This is a genomic window from Paenibacillus sp. BK720, from assembly GCF_011761545.1.
Taxonomy (GTDB): Bacteria; Bacillota; Bacilli; order Paenibacillales; family Paenibacillaceae; genus Pristimantibacillus.
Genome location: NZ_JAASRQ010000007.1, coordinates 295,651 through 314,320, shown reverse-complemented (window position 1 = coordinate 314,320; position 18,670 = coordinate 295,651). Strand labels below are relative to the sequence as shown.

Below are 18,670 nucleotides of genomic sequence, written 5' to 3'. Positions count from 1 at the left end.
TTATAAGAGGCATAATCTCGACATCGAGATTTTACGCTGCTTGTCAGCCGAACAAACCCCGGCGAATAAAATTAGCGGTTACAGGAGCCTTCCCTAACTCTCTCGACCATATGGACAATTGGCCGATATGATGGATTTCGTGGGCAAGGACATGCCGCATGATTTCCCCGTATTTGAAATTCATGGGCTCGCCATTCGGATATACATCAGACAATACCTTCATTTCCATCTCATCGGTCCATGACGCTACGAATGACCGAACTTCTTCGTGGAGTTTATCCGATAACTCCATGACCTGCTCGAGGCTGGCATAAGACTCGAACGGTTCCGTGAAATCAGGCTTCCCTTGCAGACCGCAGATCCAGCTGTATTCCACGTCCGCAACATGAAACAAGGTATGTAGAATCCCTCCTATCCCCCCCGTCCGCTTCTTCAGCAGCTCTTCCCGGGAAACGTCCCGGCACCATTCGAACCAGTCTTGCCTTACTTGCCAGTTGTATTCAAATAACTTCAGCATTAGCAGTACTCCTTAAAGTCATTAATTGTTAGTTGTATTAAATATCCGGTTTTGAAAGCATTGCGAAGTAATCAACGACAACCTCGCGAAAGGACAAAGCAGCCCGCGACATATATCGGCTCTTATGCCATAATAATGCGATTTCCCGCACGAGATCGTTTTTTTCCACCTCTAGATATGCAATCTGTCCGTTTGAATTTCTGGCTGTGCCCGGAATAAACGCAATGCCGATCCCGGCCTCCACCAGCGCATTAATTCGGGCGGGTTCATCTCCCTCATACACAAACTTCGGCTCAAATCCGGCCTTGTTGCATATGGAATCTACCAGGTCGCGTGTTCCGTACCCCTTCTTCACCCCAACGAACCATTCGTCTTTCAGTTCGGACAACGATACGCTGCTTCGACCCGCAAGACGATGCGTCCTCGGAACCGCCACAAGGACAGGGTCTCTGTACATAATCTGACATTCGATATCTTCTCCTTCAAGCGGAGGCGAAGACAGGCAGAAATCAATATCTCCCCGATGAAGATGCGCCACCATTTCCTGTGTCGTAAGCATTTGCACGTGGAACTGTATATTCGGCTTTTTCTTCCGGAACTCTCGCAGGATACTAGGCAGCATGCTGGCCGTATTCACGGCAAGTTCGATCGTCCCTTGTTCCGAGCCGGACGGATCGTTAAGCTCCTGCTTGCCTTGCTCCAGTTCGAACAAGGCCCGCTCTGCGCGTTGCAGAAATCGGCTTCCCGACTCGTTAAGACGCAGCTTTCTGCCTACCCGGTCGAATAAAGGCACGCCTAAATCTTCCTCCAAACGTTGAATCGTCTTGCTAAGCGATGACTGCGTGACATGCAGATGCCGCGCCGCTTCAGTCACATGCTCCAGACGGGCTACCGTCAAGAAATATTGCAATTGCAAAAGCTCCATGTAATTCACCATCCGCATATTCCTTCAAGTCTATGAAATTATAACATGAAATGCGTTGGAATAAATGACGAACTTCCCGTACGATAAGCTCATGACAAATCGAGGAGTGACTTTAATTGAATACTCGCAACAGATGGCTGATGATTGCCGTCGGCTTGGGAATCCTGCTCAACCCTTTAAATTCGTCCATGATATCGGTGGCAATCGCAAGACTCCAGTCCGATTACAGGCTTGATTACACCGGCGTTTCGTGGATTATATTTTCATTTTATATTGCGAGCGCCGTTGCCCAGCCCGTGATGGGCAGAGCAAGCGATCTATTCGGACGGAGAAAAATTTTTCTGTACGGTCTAGTCGTAGCCTTTCTTGCATCGCTAATAGCGCCGTTGTCGCCTAGCTTCGGCTGGCTGATCGCGTTCCGCGTTATCCAATCGATAGGCACCAGCATGATGGTTGCCGTAGGCATGGCTATAGTGCGAATCTATATCACGGATAAGCAGGCGGCCGCACTGTCGGTCTTGTCTATCTTCCTATCCGGTGCGGCGGCTATCGGTCCCTTTGTTGGCGGCGTGCTCATCCACTGGTGGGATTGGCCGGCGATCTTCTTCGTCAATATTCCGTTTGCCATAGCGAGCTTTTTGCTGGCGTGGAGAACCATTCCCATGGATAAGCCGGAGACCTCTCCCGCCCGCGGCCTTACCTTCCGCAGATGGCTTGACCTGATCGATGCGCCAGGAATCCTGTTATTTACAGCAGGGCTGGTTGCCCTGCTTGTAGGAGTATTGTCGGCGAAATCTTCGGGGCAGCTCTCAATCGGATACGTCGTTATCGGTCTGATTGGACTATTGTCGCTTGGAGCCTTCGTCAGGCATGAGCTGAAAGCAAAATCTCCTTTTATCCCGCTGCGGACAATAGCCCAATACCCGGCGATGACTTGGGTCAATGTCCAATTTATCCTTGTAAACATTTTGTTCTACTCGTTATTCTTTGGACTTCCGTCATACTTGCAGATCGTACGGCATGTCAGCGAGTTTCATACCGGCTTGCTGATGCTTAGCTTAGGCTTGTGTTCGCTTGCCGCATCCCCGCTTGCGGGCAAATGGATCGATAAATCCGGTCCGCGGCCCGCTTTGTTGGTGTCGGCCGTTCTAATGGTGTTTGGTTCTGTCTGGATCGTGACGTTAAATGAGGCTTCGCCCGTTATCAGCGTCTGCATTGCCTTGGCTGCCTTCGGAATCAGCAACGGACTGAACAGCGTGGGCATGCAGACGGCTTTGTTCGACAGCTCGCCCAAAGAGATCATTGGGGTCGCTTCCGGCTTGTTTAATACCTCCCGCTATCTCGGTACCATCATTTCTTCCTTATTGACCGGCATTGTTATGGGAGGAGAATTCAGCTTTACCGGGTTCCGCATACTGGCGATTATCCTAACGGTAATTGCCTTGATTCTAGTCCTGATGAGCTGGCGGCGAGCTCGCTCCGCGCGCTTAAAGGAATCAAAGGCCTAACAGTTATGCCGGATCGACGGGTGCGAGGCGGCACTTGCTTGCCTGTTCGTAAGCATAGGCTAACTTGAAAAGCACCGGCTCGCTGTGAGTGATGGGGATGATCCCTCTTCGGCTGACAAGACCTACGGTTGGCTTCATGCCCACAATGCCATTTTGCGAGGACGGACTGATAATGGAGCCCGATGTTTCCGTTCCGATTGCGGCCGCACACAAATTAGCAGCTACCGCGGAACCGGACCCGGAGCTTGAACCTCCCACGAACAGCTCGCCGGGTCCATAAGGGTTCAAAGTGAGTCCGCCTCTGGAGCTGTATCCCGCCCACATCGAGCCGGACATAAAGTTCGCCCATTCCGTCATATTGGCTTTCCCGAGAATGACGGCTCCCGCTGCCCGAAGCTGGGCGGCCACTGCCGAATCCGCAGGGGCGAAATGCTCCTCGAGAGCTATGGATCCCGCGCTCGTATGCATTCGATCTCCCGTATCGATATTATCTTTAAGCAGAATCGGAATGCCGTGTAGAGGTCCTCGCGCACCAAGCTCCACCCGCTCCTTATCCAGTTCCCGCGCAATGGATATGGCGTCGGGATTCACTTCAAGTACGGCTCTTAATGTCGGATTTATCCGTTCAATCCGCTCCAAATACCAGCGAACGCAAGCCTCGGACGTCAGCTCGCCCGTATCCATCGCCGCTTGCAGCGATAAAATATCAGCTTCGTATAATTTTTCGTCAATGATTTTATTCATATAGATCCGCTCCTAGGTTTGCATTCTCCATAATAGTCTACCATTTATAGCCAAATGCTGGTTGGTAAAAATCATCTATAGTTGTTATCCCTCAATAATTTAAGCTGTCGAATTGGGCTTCGACAGCTTTGCGCAGCAGTAATCTTCATTTAAATCGTGTAGAACACTCTTTTGCTGTTGAGCAACGGAAGACAAATATGGTCAATCAGACCGGAAATATGCTCTTCAATCCAACTTAACTTATCTGGCTGGCTCAATACGAAGGTGTAATAGCCAACGATCGCGAGAAACATAAACGCTTCAAGCTGAGCTAATTCCATTCTTCTAGCCATGCAGCTGCTATAGCCGGCGAGCAGAGCATCCCGATGTTTGCAATCGACTAGCAAAGCGCTCATCGCAACATCCATCGCATAATACCCGTAGCCCGACATGCCAAAATCAATGATTGATATTCCTTTGGGAGAACGTATCAAGTTGCTGTAGTTCATATCCCCATGAATGAAGCCCCAGGTTTCAGGAGTTGCTTCCCATAAAGTCATCCACTCCAGCATCATCCGCATCGTTTTCTCGAGAATTTGAAAATCTTTGCTAGCGAGGATGCCATACTCTACTCCTCTCCGCAATTTAATGATCATGGAATGAATCCATTCCATTCCATATTCCGGACGGATGCGGGCGTGTCCCGTCTCGTAGTTTCGCGAGAAGTGATGAAGCTTCGCGATACGAGTGCCCAGGATATGGGCTGCCTCCTCGCTATCCATCTCTTGCTTAGACAAAACATCGCCATCAATCCATTGCAAGACCGTACAGGGGACCTCTTCTTGGCCGATTCGAATCATCGTGACCAACTCGCTTTTCCGATTGGCAACCGGAGTCTGTACAGGCATATCAGCATGAGCCGACCAAGCGAGCAAAAAAGCTAGTTCAGAGCGGATTGCTCCCGGTGTGGTTTGAATACCTTCCATATTGCTTGCAATCGGCTTATGAATTCGCAGCAAATAACAGGATTGCTTATCCGTTATTTTGTAAGTCATATTCTCGTTATGACGGATGAATTCAAATACGGGGTCCGCAAAAGAATAGCATCGTAAAGCCACTTCCATGAACATCTTGTGGTCCATGATAGACTCCTCCTCATTTAGAGCTGCAAAACGGTAATATCCTCCCCATGGAGGACTTCTTGGCTGTCGCGAAAGCCAAAGCTTTCATACAGCTTCCTGGCTGGCGTATTTTCCTTCTTATACGGAATCCAGCAATATCGAGCGGGGCCTGCCGGACAGGTACGGATAAACGCCAATATTTTCGCCATGGCTTCCCGTCCATAGCCCTTGTTTTGATGCTTCGCATCGATCATCAGACGCAAGATGCAATAGCCGTCTTCAGCAAACGATGGAAGATCGTAGCTGGTTATTTTATACGTAATCATGACAAATCCGACAGGCTGCTCATCGGCATAAATAGCAAACGGAAACGGAGCTCCCCCATTGGTCGCCAGAACATAGCACGAAGCTACGCTTGAGAGATTTGATGCCACGTAACGTTTCTGATCTTCGGACACCTCCAAATTAAAGATGTCGCGACGGTTATCCAACGTAATTTTTCGAAGCGTAATCATATCAGCCTTCCTCCTTTTCGGTTATTGCGGCCGCTTTCCTACCATACAATTAATTCCAAAAAAGGAATAGACTTATGTTGAAAAATGATGTATTGTATTATGTATCCATGGCATTTTTTGGGTGACTCTATAAACCATAAAAAAGAGACAGTCAGCATCTGCCGACTGTCTTTCTTGTCCTTCTAATAGCTCTTACAGCATCAAGGTCCAACTACCCGTTGGCGGGTTGTACTCGCCTTCTCAAAACCCGTCAATCAATGATTTCCCGTTCGTAATCCGCGCCCAGCTATCCTGCAGAAAATCCCGTGTCCAATCGTCGGGTTGACTTAGATCCCAGCTTCTATGCATGCCTACAAGGACGATAATGTCCCGAAGTCTTAAGAAAATCCCGAGCTGATCCTTCAAATGGCGTGGCAGTTGGCGGCCGCCATCCGTATAACCCCGTTCAAAATGCTTCATAAACAGCTCGTATTGCGTCTTTCTTTCCGCCCTTGAATCTTCTCCAAAGACATAGAGTAAGTAATAAAGCTGGATAGCAATATCCTCTGTATACCAGCTATACTGGCATTCATCGAAGTCAAACAGCGTCATTTCACCTGACTCGTCTAGCGTAAAATTGCCAACATTGATGTCTCCGTGGATAAGTCCGAAATGCTCCGGAGTTACGGGCAATCCGGCAAGCTCTGATTTGAGTTCATTAAGTGCCAGAAGAATCGGCTGATGGCCTTGCGGCAAATAGCGCTCGGCCCGCAGCAAATATTCATTCCGCTCCCATGTATGTCTTCTGCCTGCCTCGGTTGGCTTGAACGATCTCGACAGATCATGAAGACGGCTCGTAAAACGCCCGCATTGCTCATACAGATAAGGATTGCCCAAACATTCAGGGTATCCGATCTTACGGCCTGGCGCATAAGTAAACGAATAGCTTTTATCCTCGGGTCCATGCTTTCTCCCCTCGTCTTAACCGATATGCACAACCGTGTCTCCACGCCGGAAAGCACTCGGCAATCCCGTTTCCAGCAGCTTCAGCCTGCGCAGCATATGCTCCCGTGCTTCTCCGTCCATTTTGGCGATTACCCATTCCTTCAGCTTGTCGAGCTCCTCCAAGATGGCGGGAACATCTTCATGCTCGACATCCGTTCCGCCCTGGAATAAGGCCGTCCATTGGAGCCCCAGCTCCTCCGTCGCCGGCTCCCAGTACTGCTTATAAAATGCTTCCGTCGCAACCGGCAGCATAAATGCGCGTTCGAATTCGTCTTCGGGATCGAGTATAAATGCGCTGATCGACATGTCTATTTCACTCCAAATCTGATTGAGAATGTGTAGTCCGGGAATTCCTGACGCAACCGGTTCAAGCTGTTCTCCGCGGCGGCGCGCAGCTCCGGCGAGTCTCCGTCAAGCTGGAACTGGAAGCGCCGAATGCTTTTAATATCTTCCAAGCTCGGGATCTCGGATGTTCCGTCAGGCGTCGTACGCGTGCCTACCGCTTTTTCCATCAAATTATTAATTCGGGTTTTTGTTTTCTGGTAAAGCTGTTTATCCGTGAACTGCTGAGGCGTCTGCTGAGGCTTGCCGGTTTTGGGATGAATGCGGTTCAAGCCTTCGGCGGATTTGGCTTCGTAGAAAATACCGTTCTCAACGTCGATGCCGTCGAATTCGCCCAATGCTCCGTTGCGGCTGTCGTATAACTCCACGCCTTTGTATTTGGCTTTGCTCCAGTGCACGTAATCTTCATCTTCCGGATTCTTGGAAGGCTCCTTCTCCTCCGGTTTGCCGGGTTCGCCTTTCTCTTCCCGCCCGTCAACCGGCTTATGAGGAATATCCGGCTCAGGCCTACTCTTACGCTTTAACAGCTTCTCCAGCCATTTCCGAAGCCGCTCGCCGCCTTTCTTGACCAATCGCCCAAACGGCACGCGGCTGAGAGCCAGCGCAAGCAGAGCGGCTGCGGCATTCTCGGGAGTAAGCAGCCGCTTCGGATCTCGAATATCCTTCGCGATTTCGTGACCGCTGGCAGGAATGCTAATCGCAGTAAAGGCAAAGCCTAGCGCCGGCCAGAAGCCAACAAACAGCAGCGCGAGAGAAAAAGCTCCTAACAGAATCGCTCCTTTTTCCCTAAAGCTGAGACGATCCCACCAATTCTGCAGCGAGTCGAACATACAGGAGAAGCAGGCGGATGCATGAAGCTGAACCTGTCCTTGCCAATAAGCGGCAAAGCCTGCGAGAATGACCACGCCTATCAGCAGCAAGGCGAGTCCCGCCGCCACCCGGTAATGGTGCTGCATCCTTGCGCGCAGCTCTTCTTGAACGGATACCGCTTCGGGATTTCCATACAGCAAGGAAAAGCCCAGCTCCCGCCGTTCCCGAGCCAAAGCCATAACGCTGGAGAAGCTTTCCCTCCTCAGGATAAAAGCTCTCCACATAAGCACGATTTCGCTAAGAGGATCAAGGAATCGTTCCGCTGCCGTCATTGGGAGCTGGCTTCTTACGCGGTTCAGCGCGAAGTAATCCAGAACAAGGCCCAATAGCAGCATCAGCAGAAAAGTATCTTTCGTATGATAGCCGCTCCCGGTCCAATCGCTTATCGTCATGAACCACTCCGGCAATGAGTTTTGCCCGTTATAGGCGGCATGATCAAGAATGGACCAGGCTAGCAGCAGCGCAGGCAGAGTAAACACCCAATTGCTCAGCCGTTTGCGGTATCGTACCGCAAGTCCCAATCCTAATGCAACCATTGCCGTATGTACGGGATGACTAACGGTCATGATGGTCGGGAAAATGCTTTCCTCGAACCGGCCGGGGAACAACGTCCAGAAATCCCAGTGGATGGTCTCCCCGCCCAGCATCGTTGTGCTGTAGCCGTAGGTCCGTCCGATAATCCCGGAATTCAGCCATCTTCGGCTTAACTCCTCCATCAGCTGAAAGCCTATTCCGGATGCCGCTCCAGCCAGCGCGTAATCGCTTAGACTCATGGCAGACGCCCGCCGCGAGAACAATAAATACAAGCCGAGCGGAAGCAGCTTCCATATCTCCTCCGCAATGGGAGTAATAACCGCTTGAGACCATGTGTCCGATGTCCGGCCTCCGACGAGCCCGTGTACGCCCATCAATGTCCAGGCCGTAACCGGGATTACGAGCAAGATTCCCAGCAGCATAAACAGGGCCGTCTTCCTCCAGGTAAAGGTTTTGCTGCGGCATAGCAGCCAGGACTGCAGCATCACGTAAAATGACCATAAATACTGAACCAGCATCGTACGCGAATCGCGATACAGGAATAAACCCGCGATAAACAGAAGCAGCGATATCCAGCACCAGACCGCATAGAACGTTGTCAGCAAAGGATATCGTTTAGGTATTTCCCGGACGAATCGGTACACCGCTTCCGCGTAATCTCTAATCCCGCTACGGATCCGCCACATCGTTTCCGTATCCATCCCTCCCTTACCCGTCTTCCCCATGAAAGCAGGAGGATGATTCCCTTTCCAAATCATACTCGATAATCTGGTCCACGAATCATAAATAAGAGGAAATTAACTAAAACTGGACTTTGTTCCCAATTTCAAGGCAACAGGGCCGGGATTACTCCCCCCGCGCCATGAAATCCTCTCCGCATTTCGTACGGGTAACGGTTAGATCCGTATGTCTAATAATCGTTGAACCGATTCCGGAGGACCCATTGCCTTTGACGCACACGCATCGCTTATCAATAGGAGTACGTTCTCCTGCTGCGTTCACATAGAAATAGAGATCCGTTACTATCCCATATTCCATTTCGGGCTTGGAGGTGTTATAGATTCCGTCTTCCCCAACCGGGATAACGTCATATTTCCCCTCTTTTAGAAGTGCCGGTGCGCCTTGCACATTGTAATTCACTCTTACATCGCCCTCATACCCTTCAGGAATCAAGTAGATATCGTTGGTTGAAGTAGGCGAATAAGGGTGGATCGCAATGAAACCTATCGTCCATAACAAGGCAACAAGCCCAAACAAGGCTGTGATCACATTTCTGCTCATCGTCTGCTCATCCCTTTCTCCAGCATCTGAACAAAATGATAATCCTTCCGTCATTCCGCCATAAGTTCTAACTTTCATAGAACCCTTTCTCGACAGCACAAATACGCCTGCCTCGGCATAAACGATAACAGGCGTATTTCCATTTGATATTCTTTTAACGCAACAGCTCACGCAGTTTGGACAACTCGAGGCTTGCTTGCGGCTTAAAGTCATCGGAACCAGCATACTGGTACAAGCTGTGCAGGAACTGTCGTCCCTCCAGCGTTTGTCCCGCTTGCCCGGCATCCACGGCGCAGACTAACAGGCTTCCCGCTCCGACCTTGCATTCGAACACCATTCCAAGCTTATGGTTGCGCTCGAAGTTATCGATGGTTTGCACGATGGGCTGCAGAGCCCGGTCCGTTCCATCCAAAATAATGGAGCGGGAGCTTTCCGCAATCTGGCGCCACGGCTCCGTGGAATGCATTTCAGTTGGAAACAGCTTAAACAAGGGATGCTCCTTCTCGATCAGCAGTCCCATCGTACCAACCGGCACCGGCTTGTTCATGCTCTCCGAGATCGACCGGAACATCGGGTAACACCAGAAGTCCACGCAATAGGTTCCGTCAATGGCATTTTCCAGCTGCTTCGGATTTGGCATAATGACAACGCGTTCCCCCTTCTCAAGCAGCGCGGCAGCTTCGTCTGTCAGCCCGTTGAACAGGTTCAATCCGCTCTTGTCAGCTTCCATTCCGTCCGGGTAAATCCAGAGATCATAGGACTTCCGGATATCGGTACCGGCGATACGCAGCTGGAGAGACACCTTCGTCATCGTCTGTACTTCCGGCATGCTGAAGGAAATCTGGCCAATATCCACATAGTCCCCTGAAGCATTCGCCGTAGCGATTGCTTCCCCGCTGGCCAATTGAACTTCCCGAGCTGCCAGTTTCCATTCCAGCTTGAAACCGGCAAGCGGTTCCGGTCTCAGGTAACGAAGCTGAATCGAAGCTTCAAAGGATTCCTTCGCTTTGTAATTGTACTTCGCGAACCGTGCCAGAAGCACGGCATCCGAACAGAAGGTCCGCCATTCCTCGGGAGATACGAGACCTTTGGATTCCATAAACGCATCCAGCACGCCAACAAGCGCGGTCCCTTGCCCGCTGAAATCCTGAAGGTCCAGCAGCTGGAAGCCTGCCAGTTGCCTGGTCCGGAATGCGGCTTCCAGCTCTTCCTTGTAGCTGTCGACCGCAAGCCGGCCGGAGGCAGCATGGTATTTTTCCGCGAGATGGTCCAATCCCTTCTCTTCAAGCCGCTGCTTGAAGACTTCAAAGTTACGAGCCTTTAAAGGACCTGTATATTTGGCAATCTCGTTAAAGTCGGGATACGTCTGGTACTGCCCGATTTCATGGGAGACGACCGGAATATGCGGTACCCATTCGCCTTCGACTGCATCCGCTTTAACGGTTTTCGCTTCCGTTCCGTATTGAATCTGAATGGTCCCATCGTGCCCGGAGGCTTTCTCCATAGTCCCCTTGTCTTCTTGCGGCCAAATCGCTTCATCATAGTCGGTCAACGTGCCTTGCGGTCCAAGCTGCACATGCCCTTGCGGAGCATCGCACATCGCGTACGAACCCCGGATTAGACGGTCGCGCGAGAAGCGGACGCCGCAATAGAAATCCTCATGCTCCAGGATGACGGGAACAAACTGAAAATTATTCGAGCCTTGCGTATATAACGGACGGCTGTCGAATGCCTTGTAATTTTTCAAGATTTCGTCAATGCGTTCCTTGCTCCCCCACAGTTCATTGCCAAGCGACATCATCACAAAGGAAGGGTGATTGCCGAACGCCTTCAGCATCCGGTAGCCTTCTTCGATCAGATAGAGCTGTTCCTCCGCATTGTGATTATCGTACGTTTCGTCCGTTACGGTTCCCCAGAACGGCAGCTCCGGTTCCATGTAGATACCCAGCATATCGGCGGCTTCGAAGGCAGCGTCAGGCGGACACGCGGTATGGAACCGATAATGGTTAATCCCATAGGACTTGGCCGTCTCAAGCACCTTCAGCCATTCTTCCACTTCCGTTGGAGCAAAGCCGGTCAGAGGAAAAATCAAGCCGTCATGCTTGCCCCGCAAAAAGGTTTTCGCACCGTTAATCGTAAACGAGCTTCCTTCTGCTCGGAATGCCCGTAAACCAAAAATCGACTCATAGAGGTCTGTCATACCGTCATTTTGCGAAAATTCTAGCTTCAGGTGATACAAATTCGGGGACCATTCGCTCCAGAAGAGAGCGTCTTCCCCAAGCGGATAACGAAACTCGAATTCCCCGCCGGAAATTCCGTATGTTTTGGCTTCCGCTTCATGACGGATAACACCGTTTGCGCTTACCGCCGAGACGCTGACGGTTCCTGCCGATGCGCCAACCAGCCTTCCCTTAACGGTTACCGACCGATCCTCGACATTCGGGTATGTCCGGACCTCCTCTAGGAATGCCGCACCGTAAAACTGCAGCTCCATTCGTCCCGTTATCCCGTTCCAGTTGGTCTGCGTGTCCCTGGACGTCATATGCCCGCCCTTTGTTGGATAGCTTGTATTATCCACCCGGACGATAATCGTATGGCTGCCCTCCGCAAGCGGCTTCTTTAATTCATACAGATGCGGCGCGCATAAGCTGTTCTGCGTTCCCAGCTCTTCCCCGTCGATCCAGACCGTCGTTACTCGAGTCCGCTCAAGGTACAGCTTAACGCCGGCATGAGCCAGCCCTGCCGGAATAAAGAATTTGCGGGAGTACCAAGCCCAGCCCTCAAAGGCATACTCGTCGGTGAGGCAATCCACATTGACGCTTTGATTGCGCTTTCCCTTTCTTGCATGCGAAGTTGTACCGGGTAAAGCAATGGTATCGTTCAATGGCTTCCGCAAGCCAACTTTTTCTTCGTCCAGTTGTAGCTCCCACATGCCTTGCAGGTTGATTCTTGCGATCATTGTTACACATCCTCCATACAAACGGTTTGATTGCGACAACTATAGCACAATCGCGATGACCAAAATACCGCAACAATTAGTAACGTTTTCATAGCAAATTTACACCGCCACCCTAAATAGCAGCAAAAAAACCGCGCTCCCGCGCGGTTTTTCTTAGCTGTGCAGTTAACTCGTTACTTTCCTTCGTTTCCCCTCCAGGCATTTCTGGATCACGGTAAGAACAGACGAGCTGTGCAGAGGCTTGCTGATATATTCGTTCATCCCCGCGGTCATGTACCGCTCCCGGTCCCCAATCAGCGCGTTTGCCGTGACGGCAACGATGTAAGGAAGGTCACCCGGTTTAAGCTTCTGACGCAATATTCTCGAGGCTTCGATTCCGTTCATCACCGGCATCTGTATATCCATAAATACGATATCATATTTCTTCTTGAGTACCTCATCCACGACTTCGGCACCGTTCGACACCGCCTTGGGACGATAGCCCAGCTTCTCTACCATGCGGATCAGCACAAGCCGGTTCACTTCATTGTCTTCCGCAATCAGGATGGAAAGCTCGTCCTCCGGCTGCGGTGCTTTTTCCATAATGCAATCATGCACGGCAATAGACGGCAGCGACTCGGCTTTAATCAGAATATGGAAGCGGAATATCGTTCCGCCGCCAGGGTTAGGCTCGCAATATATCTGGCCGTCCATCAGCTGTACGAGCTTTCGCGTAATCGCCAGCCCGAGCCCGGTGCCACCCGCCTGCCTTACCATAAAATGATCCGCTTGATAAAAAGGTTCAAACAGATAAGGCACCTTGTCCTCCGGAACCCCGATCCCCGTGTCCTTTACGGCAAAATGAAGTCTTACGCTCTTGCCTTCGACCTCGGCTTTGTCCACGGAAACGCCGATCGATCCCTTAGGCGTAAACTTGATGGCGTTGCCGATCAGGTTCAGCATAATCTGACGGATCTTAAGCGAATCGCCAATCACGTTATGCGGAATTCCAGGGCTGATGCTTACTTTGAACTCCAGGTTTTTCTCCATCGCCTTGGGCATTAAGGTATCAAAGGTCTCCGCAATAGCCTCGTTTAAATTAAACGGCTCCTCCGTCAATTCCGTATTGCCCGATTCCACTTTAGAAAAATCGAGAATATCGTTAATGATGCCAAGCAGCGTGTCCCCGCTCTTGCGAATAATGGATACGTACTCCCTCTGCTCCTCGTCCAGCGGCGTATCGAGAAGCAGATCGGTCATACCGATTACCCCGTTCATCGGAGTGCGGATTTCATGGCTCATCATCGCCATAAATTCGCTTTTCACCTCGTTGGTCCGTACGGCCGTTTCTTTCTCGATCAGCAGCTTTTTCTGTTCCGTAATGTCTTTAATCAGCAAATAGAAGCCGATACTTCGGTTATTTACGATTATAGGCGCAATCGTAACCAATACCTCCACGTAAGACCCGTCGACATGCAGGACATGGTTAATGGAGCCTTCAATCTCGGTATACGGTTCATTGTCGGCCAGAATGCGAGCCAGCTTGTCCTCTCCGATCACGCTGGCAATACTTGTGCCGATCAAATCCGAAACCTTCCGGCCGGTCATTTTCTCCGCCATCATGTTGCCGCCGATAATCTTGCCTTGCAGATCGAAGGAGATAATGGTGTCGTGATTGTATTTCTTAAGCGACGTATATCTCTCTACCGATTCCTGCAGCTTTTGCTCGGTCAGCTTGGTTGCGGTAATATCAACGATCTGGGCGATATAATACCAGGGCGCTCCGTCCGAACCATTCCTGACAAGCGAGATATGCAAGGACACCCATACGATAGCTTCGTTATTCAACAGGTATTTCTTTTCCAGATTTAAGGTCGAGATTTTCCCTTCAAGAAGATCCTTAAACTTTTGGCACAGATTCTCTGTGCCGGAGGAGAAAATGAGTTCGGCGGGGTCAAGCGTCATCAGCTCCGCCCTTTTATATCCGAGAATCTGGCAAGCAGCCGGATTGACGTCAATCCATCTGCGATCCAGTGAGATCAATGCGATGCCGATTGGAGCATAATTAAAAACATGCGCAAACATGTTCTGTTGGTTAAAGGTTACTTCTTCCACGATTAGCCGCCTCCGAGTTCAGAATGATATGACCCGATATTTACGCAAAGGACCCGCAAGCTGCGGGTCCCTGGTTAAATGTTCGATTAAGCCTCCGATACGAGGATTGAGCTCTTTAAGGACTGGTTAAGTTCTTTCATCCGCTGCAGCTTGTTGCGGGATGTATAGGTGTCTGTGCGGTTCGTATCGACAAACAAAACGGAATCCTTGGGCAGCTCGGGCAATTTGCTTCCCGTTAGACCAATCGTAATTCCCTTGTTCACAATAACGACCTTGGTTGCAGGGGCAAAATCAGGATGGATTGCGTATTTGGAATGGTATGTGTTCTGAAGCCGCCGCATCTTAATTTTGTTCAAGCTCATTTTTGCAACCCCCTTAATGCCGAATGGATGAAATCAAAAATCATCACGTTGGAATGTGCCATCAGTATACCATTTTTTATATCGTCCGTGTAGTCCACGTACATATTTTGGTTCCATTTCGTTTCTTCGGGAAAATGATAAGAGATCACGTACTCTCCCAGCTTATAAAGCAGGTAAAACATACGCTTGGCCTCCGTGTAGAACAGTACGGGCTCTCCTTCATCCCTGGTATTGTACGTAAAAGATACGTATGAGTTAGGGTCATTGACATGAAACGAATAACCCCCGGCCGTGTCCCCTGCCGCTTCGATGCAGGACAATACGTCATTGTTATGCTGAAACAGACAAATCGCCGCACAGCTCCTAAGCCTGCCAAGCGTAAGGTCATGAATGCGCAGCTGCTTGATCTCCGCTCCCTTGATAATGCCTTGAAGACGCGCCAATAACAACCTTAGCTGTGACAGCTCCCGGATCTTCAGATGGTCCTTAACCATCTTCTGAACAAATTCCGAGAATTCCACTAACGCCGCAAGGGTATCGATACTTTCCATGTACTCCGCTTTTTTGGGAAAGTATGAAGCCCCTTCTCTCAGAATATCGCTAAGCACGGGCTTCCAGTCAATCCCTACTCCAATCGGCATGTCCAGCAGATACTTGCCATGCCTGTCGATAATGTCATAGAGCATAACCCAAATATACGGGTCGATTTCGTATTTGCTCGGAATTTCGGAGGGCTGCGCCTCCGCGGTCAGCTCGAGATAATCCGTAAGCTCGCGGTTGGATGGCTCCCTGCGGTGACTCTGCTTGTAACGCTCGATGTAGTTGTACATCAATCGGCGAATGGACGTGAAATATCTCTTCGTAATGGTAGGCTCTGCGTAGAGAAACAACGTTTTTCCTGCATTAAGAGCCGTCAAAAATTCCCGATGGGTGACGGAGTAGCCGGTGTCGGTCATGCTGCCGCCTTTATTGTAGAGGAACAGGCAAAAAATATCGCATTCCCTGACCTTGTTCAAGCAGTGCTCCACCCCGCTTACATCCATCGGCCAGGGTCCGAAAGTTCGTTCGTACATCTCCGGCTGATGGCCCAGCGCGGTAAACTCTTCAAATGTCCGGTTTCTTAGCGGTGTCAGCGCATCCTGAGCAACGGAGCTGATAAATAGCTTTGTAAGAGTAGGCATCGGATCATAGGCTCCTCGTTAAGATAGGAATGATCTCCCTATTATACCATACGGGCTATGGTTATCTAATAGAGTCCACGTACCTGTTCCTAATCTTTTGCAAGGCCAAACAACTCCGGGATATCGTTCAGCAATCGTCCGATAGGTTCGGCTGCATGCTCATTCCAGGGTCCCTCAAAGCATCCGTAACCGAAAACGACGTGAATAGCTTCGGCTTGCACAGCCGGAAGCGATTGCCATTCCTGGCTTCCGGAAAGCATTGCCCATCTCTCCTCCGCCGCTTTGGTCCGCCCGACATGCACGAGTATACGGTCTGCCCGGTACTCCGATAGCTCGGCAGCCGTTACCTGTTCCAGCCATTTCATATCCCGCACGGCCTCCGGCATGCCAATCTCCAGATCGTCGTAGAGCACCGTACCGGCCAAATGCCCCCATACCGATACTTGGCTGTTGCTTATGGCAAGCACAAGAACCGTCTTACCGCCAAGGAGCGGAGCTATTTTGCTTTTGACGGCGCTAACATCCCGTTCATACCTTCTCAGCCAGATCTCGGCCTCATCCTCGCGTTCCATGAACCGGGCTAACTTCCTTAAATGGGTGCGCCAATCCTCTCTCCAGCTTAGAAACAAAACCGGAGCCAGCTCTCTCAGCTTGTCTTGTTCTTCCGGAGGAATAAACTCCTCAATTGCCACGATGCGGTCGGGATTGGCTTGGCGAAGGGCATGGAGATTAAATTCATAATGATGGCTCAGCGGTGCAATCACTTCGAAATCGTATCTGTTCCTGTACCGGTCAGTCCAATAGTGATCAAGCGGCGCTGCAATCGGAATCAGCTGCAGCGCCAATAGCTGCCCCAGATTAATCCAGCTATACGCCGCGATCCGCTGCTGCCTGTTGCGTTGGTAGACAGCCGGCGCGAACCCCGTATGCTTCTTGAACAAGCTGCTGAAATAACTTTCGTTCTTGTAGCCGATCCGCTCGACGATTTCGGCAAGCGTCAAATTCTGTTCGTTCATGAGGCGCTTGGCTTCCCGAATTCGAAGCTCCGTTCTGTACTCGGCTACTCCTTTGCCGTAGCGCTCCTTAAACAGCCTCATGAAATGAAAACGACTGTGTCCGGCAATGCGCGCAAGCGAATCAATGGCCATTTCACTCGTATAATGACGTTCAAGCTCCAGCCGCGCCATCTCTAGCGCCATTTCCGTCTGCCGCTCCCGATGGGACAACACGAGACTGAGCAGCTCGAGCAGTCCCGCCTCTATGCGCAGCCAGGCTGACGCCGTACCCTGTTTCCGGCTATCCCGGATTGTGTTGTACAGCTGACCGGTCGCTACCGCCGGAGAAAGTATAGGCTCGCTCAGGAACGGGAACAGCGCCTTAGTGCCGGATTCCCGGTTAAAGGCATGGGGCTCCTGAAGCTCCCGGGATGATGACGGCCGTTCAAAAGCATGGAATGCAAGCATTAGCAGCTCCAAGGGCTGACCGACATAATTGGTCCATTCAATTAATTGACCAGGCGCGCAGACGAACATCCAGCCTGGCTTCAGAAGGTGCAGCCGACCGTCAATAATAAGTCGCCCTTCGCTTGAATTTGACAGAAGAAGCACTTGGGAATTCGTTTCGATAAAAGAACGGTCGGAAACAGGCGCTTGCGGATCATCCCGCAGCACCTGTACATCAAGCAGCCCATAACAAAGCCTGGCCGCAATCGTAGATTGCTGGCCAGGACCGATTCGAACATTATTCATGGACATCCTTCAAGACATCGTCGATCATGAGTCCGTTCGCGATGATATTGGCATTAAACCAATGGCCGGAATCCGCTTCGAATACCTGATTGTTCCGGACCGCTTGCAAAGACTTCCACAAGGAATTATCTACTGGAGGCTTGCCGCGTCCGGGGCCCGAGATGACGAAAATATAATCAACGTCCTTCAAGTCCGCAAGCTTTTCAATCGAGAACGTATCGTAATCGCCTGTTACGATGGAAGGCTGCTTGAAACCAAGCGTTTTGTAAAGCGTCTCGCCGCCGTAGAAGTTTGGCCCGAACAGCTTAAAGCCCTTCTCACCGTCCGCTTGCAGCAGAACGGCTGTTTTCTCGGCGGGAATAGTGCCTAGCTTTGCCTTCGCTTCCTGTACCTTCTTGTCGAAGTTGCCAAGCGCCGCCTTCACGGCGTCTTCTTCATTCAGAAGCGTTCCCAGCTTCTGCAGATTTCCGCGCCAATCCGCTTCGTTATCGGACAGGACATAGGTAGGAGCGATTTTGGCAAATTGCTCATAGCTGCCGTCAGCCAGATAAGTCGGGGCCAGGAAGATGATGAGATCAGGGCTGTAGGACAATGCCTCCTCCGGCTTCATCCCTCCTTCCATGTTCAAGACGGGAACGTCTTTAAGTTCGTCCTGCAAATATTGCTGCGGCACGCCGGCAGCGCCCCATTGTGCTATGGGCTTCAAGCCTAATGCGGTAAGCGGGTCTTCCAGAAACGGTGCAAGCACCTTTTTCGGATGAGCGGGCACTTGCACGTCATGACCCATAGCATCTTTCATTGTGCGTACTGCGTTATCGTCAGCAGGCGACTGTCCGGTAGAATTCGCCGATGATGCGACGGCCGAAGGCGGATTCGGCTCTGCATTTCCGTTATTGTTGCCGCCGCATGCGGCCAGTAGAGCAATCAGCATGAGGATGATTGCCAGCTGAGTAAAGCGTGTCATTGTTTTCATGGTTCACTTACTCCTATAAATGAAATTGATTAT

General features: G+C 50.8%; 14 protein-coding genes and 2 pseudogenes. 1 reads left to right on the top strand and 15 read right to left on the bottom strand.

Translation table 11 applies throughout. From position 1 onward, the window contains the following. Positions 1–43 precede the first annotated feature (43 nt). Positions 44–517, bottom strand: a complete 474-nt coding sequence (locus tag FHT67_RS25810) for a DinB family protein (RefSeq protein WP_167201769.1) — start codon at positions 515–517, stop codon at positions 44–46. Between the two features lie 37 nt (positions 518–554). Then, positions 555–1,442 (bottom strand): LysR family transcriptional regulator, encoded by an 888-nt coding sequence (locus FHT67_RS25805; protein WP_132309498.1) that lies wholly within the window; start codon positions 1,440–1,442, stop codon positions 555–557. Between the two features lie 116 nt (positions 1,443–1,558). On the opposite strand from FHT67_RS25805, the gene FHT67_RS25800 reads away from it, so the two are divergent. Continuing rightward, a complete protein-coding gene (locus FHT67_RS25800; RefSeq protein WP_167201768.1) occupies positions 1,559–2,950 on the top strand; it encodes an MFS transporter in 1,392 nt (463 codons plus the stop codon). A gap of 78 nt (positions 2,951–3,028) precedes the next feature. On the opposite strand, the pseudogene FHT67_RS25795 reads toward FHT67_RS25800, so the two are convergent. The 13 genes and pseudogenes from FHT67_RS25795 to FHT67_RS25735 all read right to left on the bottom strand — a co-directional run. Then, positions 3,029–3,694, bottom strand: a pseudogene (locus FHT67_RS25795) (amidase family protein); the annotation flags it as partial. Between the two features lie 149 nt (positions 3,695–3,843). After that, positions 3,844–4,815, bottom strand: coding sequence for a phosphotransferase enzyme family protein (locus tag FHT67_RS25790; RefSeq protein WP_167201767.1), 972 nt, complete (start codon positions 4,813–4,815; stop codon positions 3,844–3,846). Positions 4,816–4,832: 17 nt separating this feature from the next. Continuing rightward, positions 4,833–5,309 carry a GNAT family N-acetyltransferase gene (locus FHT67_RS25785; RefSeq protein ID WP_132309490.1) on the bottom strand — a complete coding sequence of 159 codons (477 nt, stop codon included), beginning with the start codon at positions 5,307–5,309 and terminating at the stop codon, positions 4,833–4,835. Between the two features lie 240 nt (positions 5,310–5,549). Then, positions 5,550–6,215: pseudogene (locus FHT67_RS25780) on the bottom strand (phosphotransferase enzyme family protein); the annotation flags it as partial. A gap of 54 nt (positions 6,216–6,269) precedes the next feature. Beyond that, positions 6,270–6,599, bottom strand: coding sequence for a hypothetical protein (locus tag FHT67_RS25775; RefSeq protein ID WP_132309486.1), 330 nt, complete (start codon positions 6,597–6,599; stop codon positions 6,270–6,272). 2 nt (positions 6,600–6,601) lie between these two features. After that, positions 6,602–8,764, bottom strand: coding sequence for a PrsW family glutamic-type intramembrane protease (locus FHT67_RS25770; RefSeq protein ID WP_243867467.1), 2,163 nt, complete (start codon positions 8,762–8,764; stop codon positions 6,602–6,604). A gap of 121 nt (positions 8,765–8,885) precedes the next feature. Continuing rightward, on the bottom strand, positions 8,886–9,320 hold the full coding sequence (locus FHT67_RS25765) for a DUF6843 domain-containing protein (RefSeq protein ID WP_132309484.1): 435 nt from the start codon (positions 9,318–9,320) through the stop codon (positions 8,886–8,888). A gap of 154 nt (positions 9,321–9,474) precedes the next feature. Then, positions 9,475–12,279: a glycoside hydrolase family 2 TIM barrel-domain containing protein gene (locus tag FHT67_RS25760; protein ID WP_167201766.1), complete on the bottom strand. Its 2,805-nt coding sequence runs from the start codon at positions 12,277–12,279 to the stop codon at positions 9,475–9,477. Positions 12,280–12,444: 165 nt separating this feature from the next. Continuing rightward, entirely contained in the window at positions 12,445–14,373 is a 1,929-nt protein-coding gene (locus FHT67_RS25755; protein ID WP_207918166.1) for a PAS domain S-box protein, read from the bottom strand. A gap of 86 nt (positions 14,374–14,459) precedes the next feature. Continuing rightward, positions 14,460–14,735 carry a hypothetical protein gene (locus tag FHT67_RS25750; RefSeq protein WP_167201765.1) on the bottom strand — a complete coding sequence of 92 codons (276 nt, stop codon included), beginning with the start codon at positions 14,733–14,735 and terminating at the stop codon, positions 14,460–14,462. Further along, positions 14,732–15,916 (bottom strand): DUF4062 domain-containing protein, encoded by a 1,185-nt coding sequence (locus FHT67_RS25745; RefSeq protein WP_132309480.1) that lies wholly within the window; start codon positions 15,914–15,916, stop codon positions 14,732–14,734. The genes FHT67_RS25750 and FHT67_RS25745 overlap by 4 nt, the downstream gene beginning before the upstream one ends. A gap of 89 nt (positions 15,917–16,005) precedes the next feature. Then, a complete protein-coding gene (locus FHT67_RS25740; RefSeq protein ID WP_167201764.1) occupies positions 16,006–17,664 on the bottom strand; it encodes an AraC family transcriptional regulator in 1,659 nt (552 codons plus the stop codon). Continuing rightward, the gene (locus FHT67_RS25735) at positions 17,657–18,637 is read right to left on the bottom strand and encodes an ABC transporter substrate-binding protein (protein ID WP_132309476.1); all 981 of its coding nucleotides are present in this window, start codon (positions 18,635–18,637) and stop codon (positions 17,657–17,659) included. The genes FHT67_RS25740 and FHT67_RS25735 overlap by 8 nt, the downstream gene beginning before the upstream one ends. Positions 18,638–18,670 lie beyond the last annotated feature (33 nt).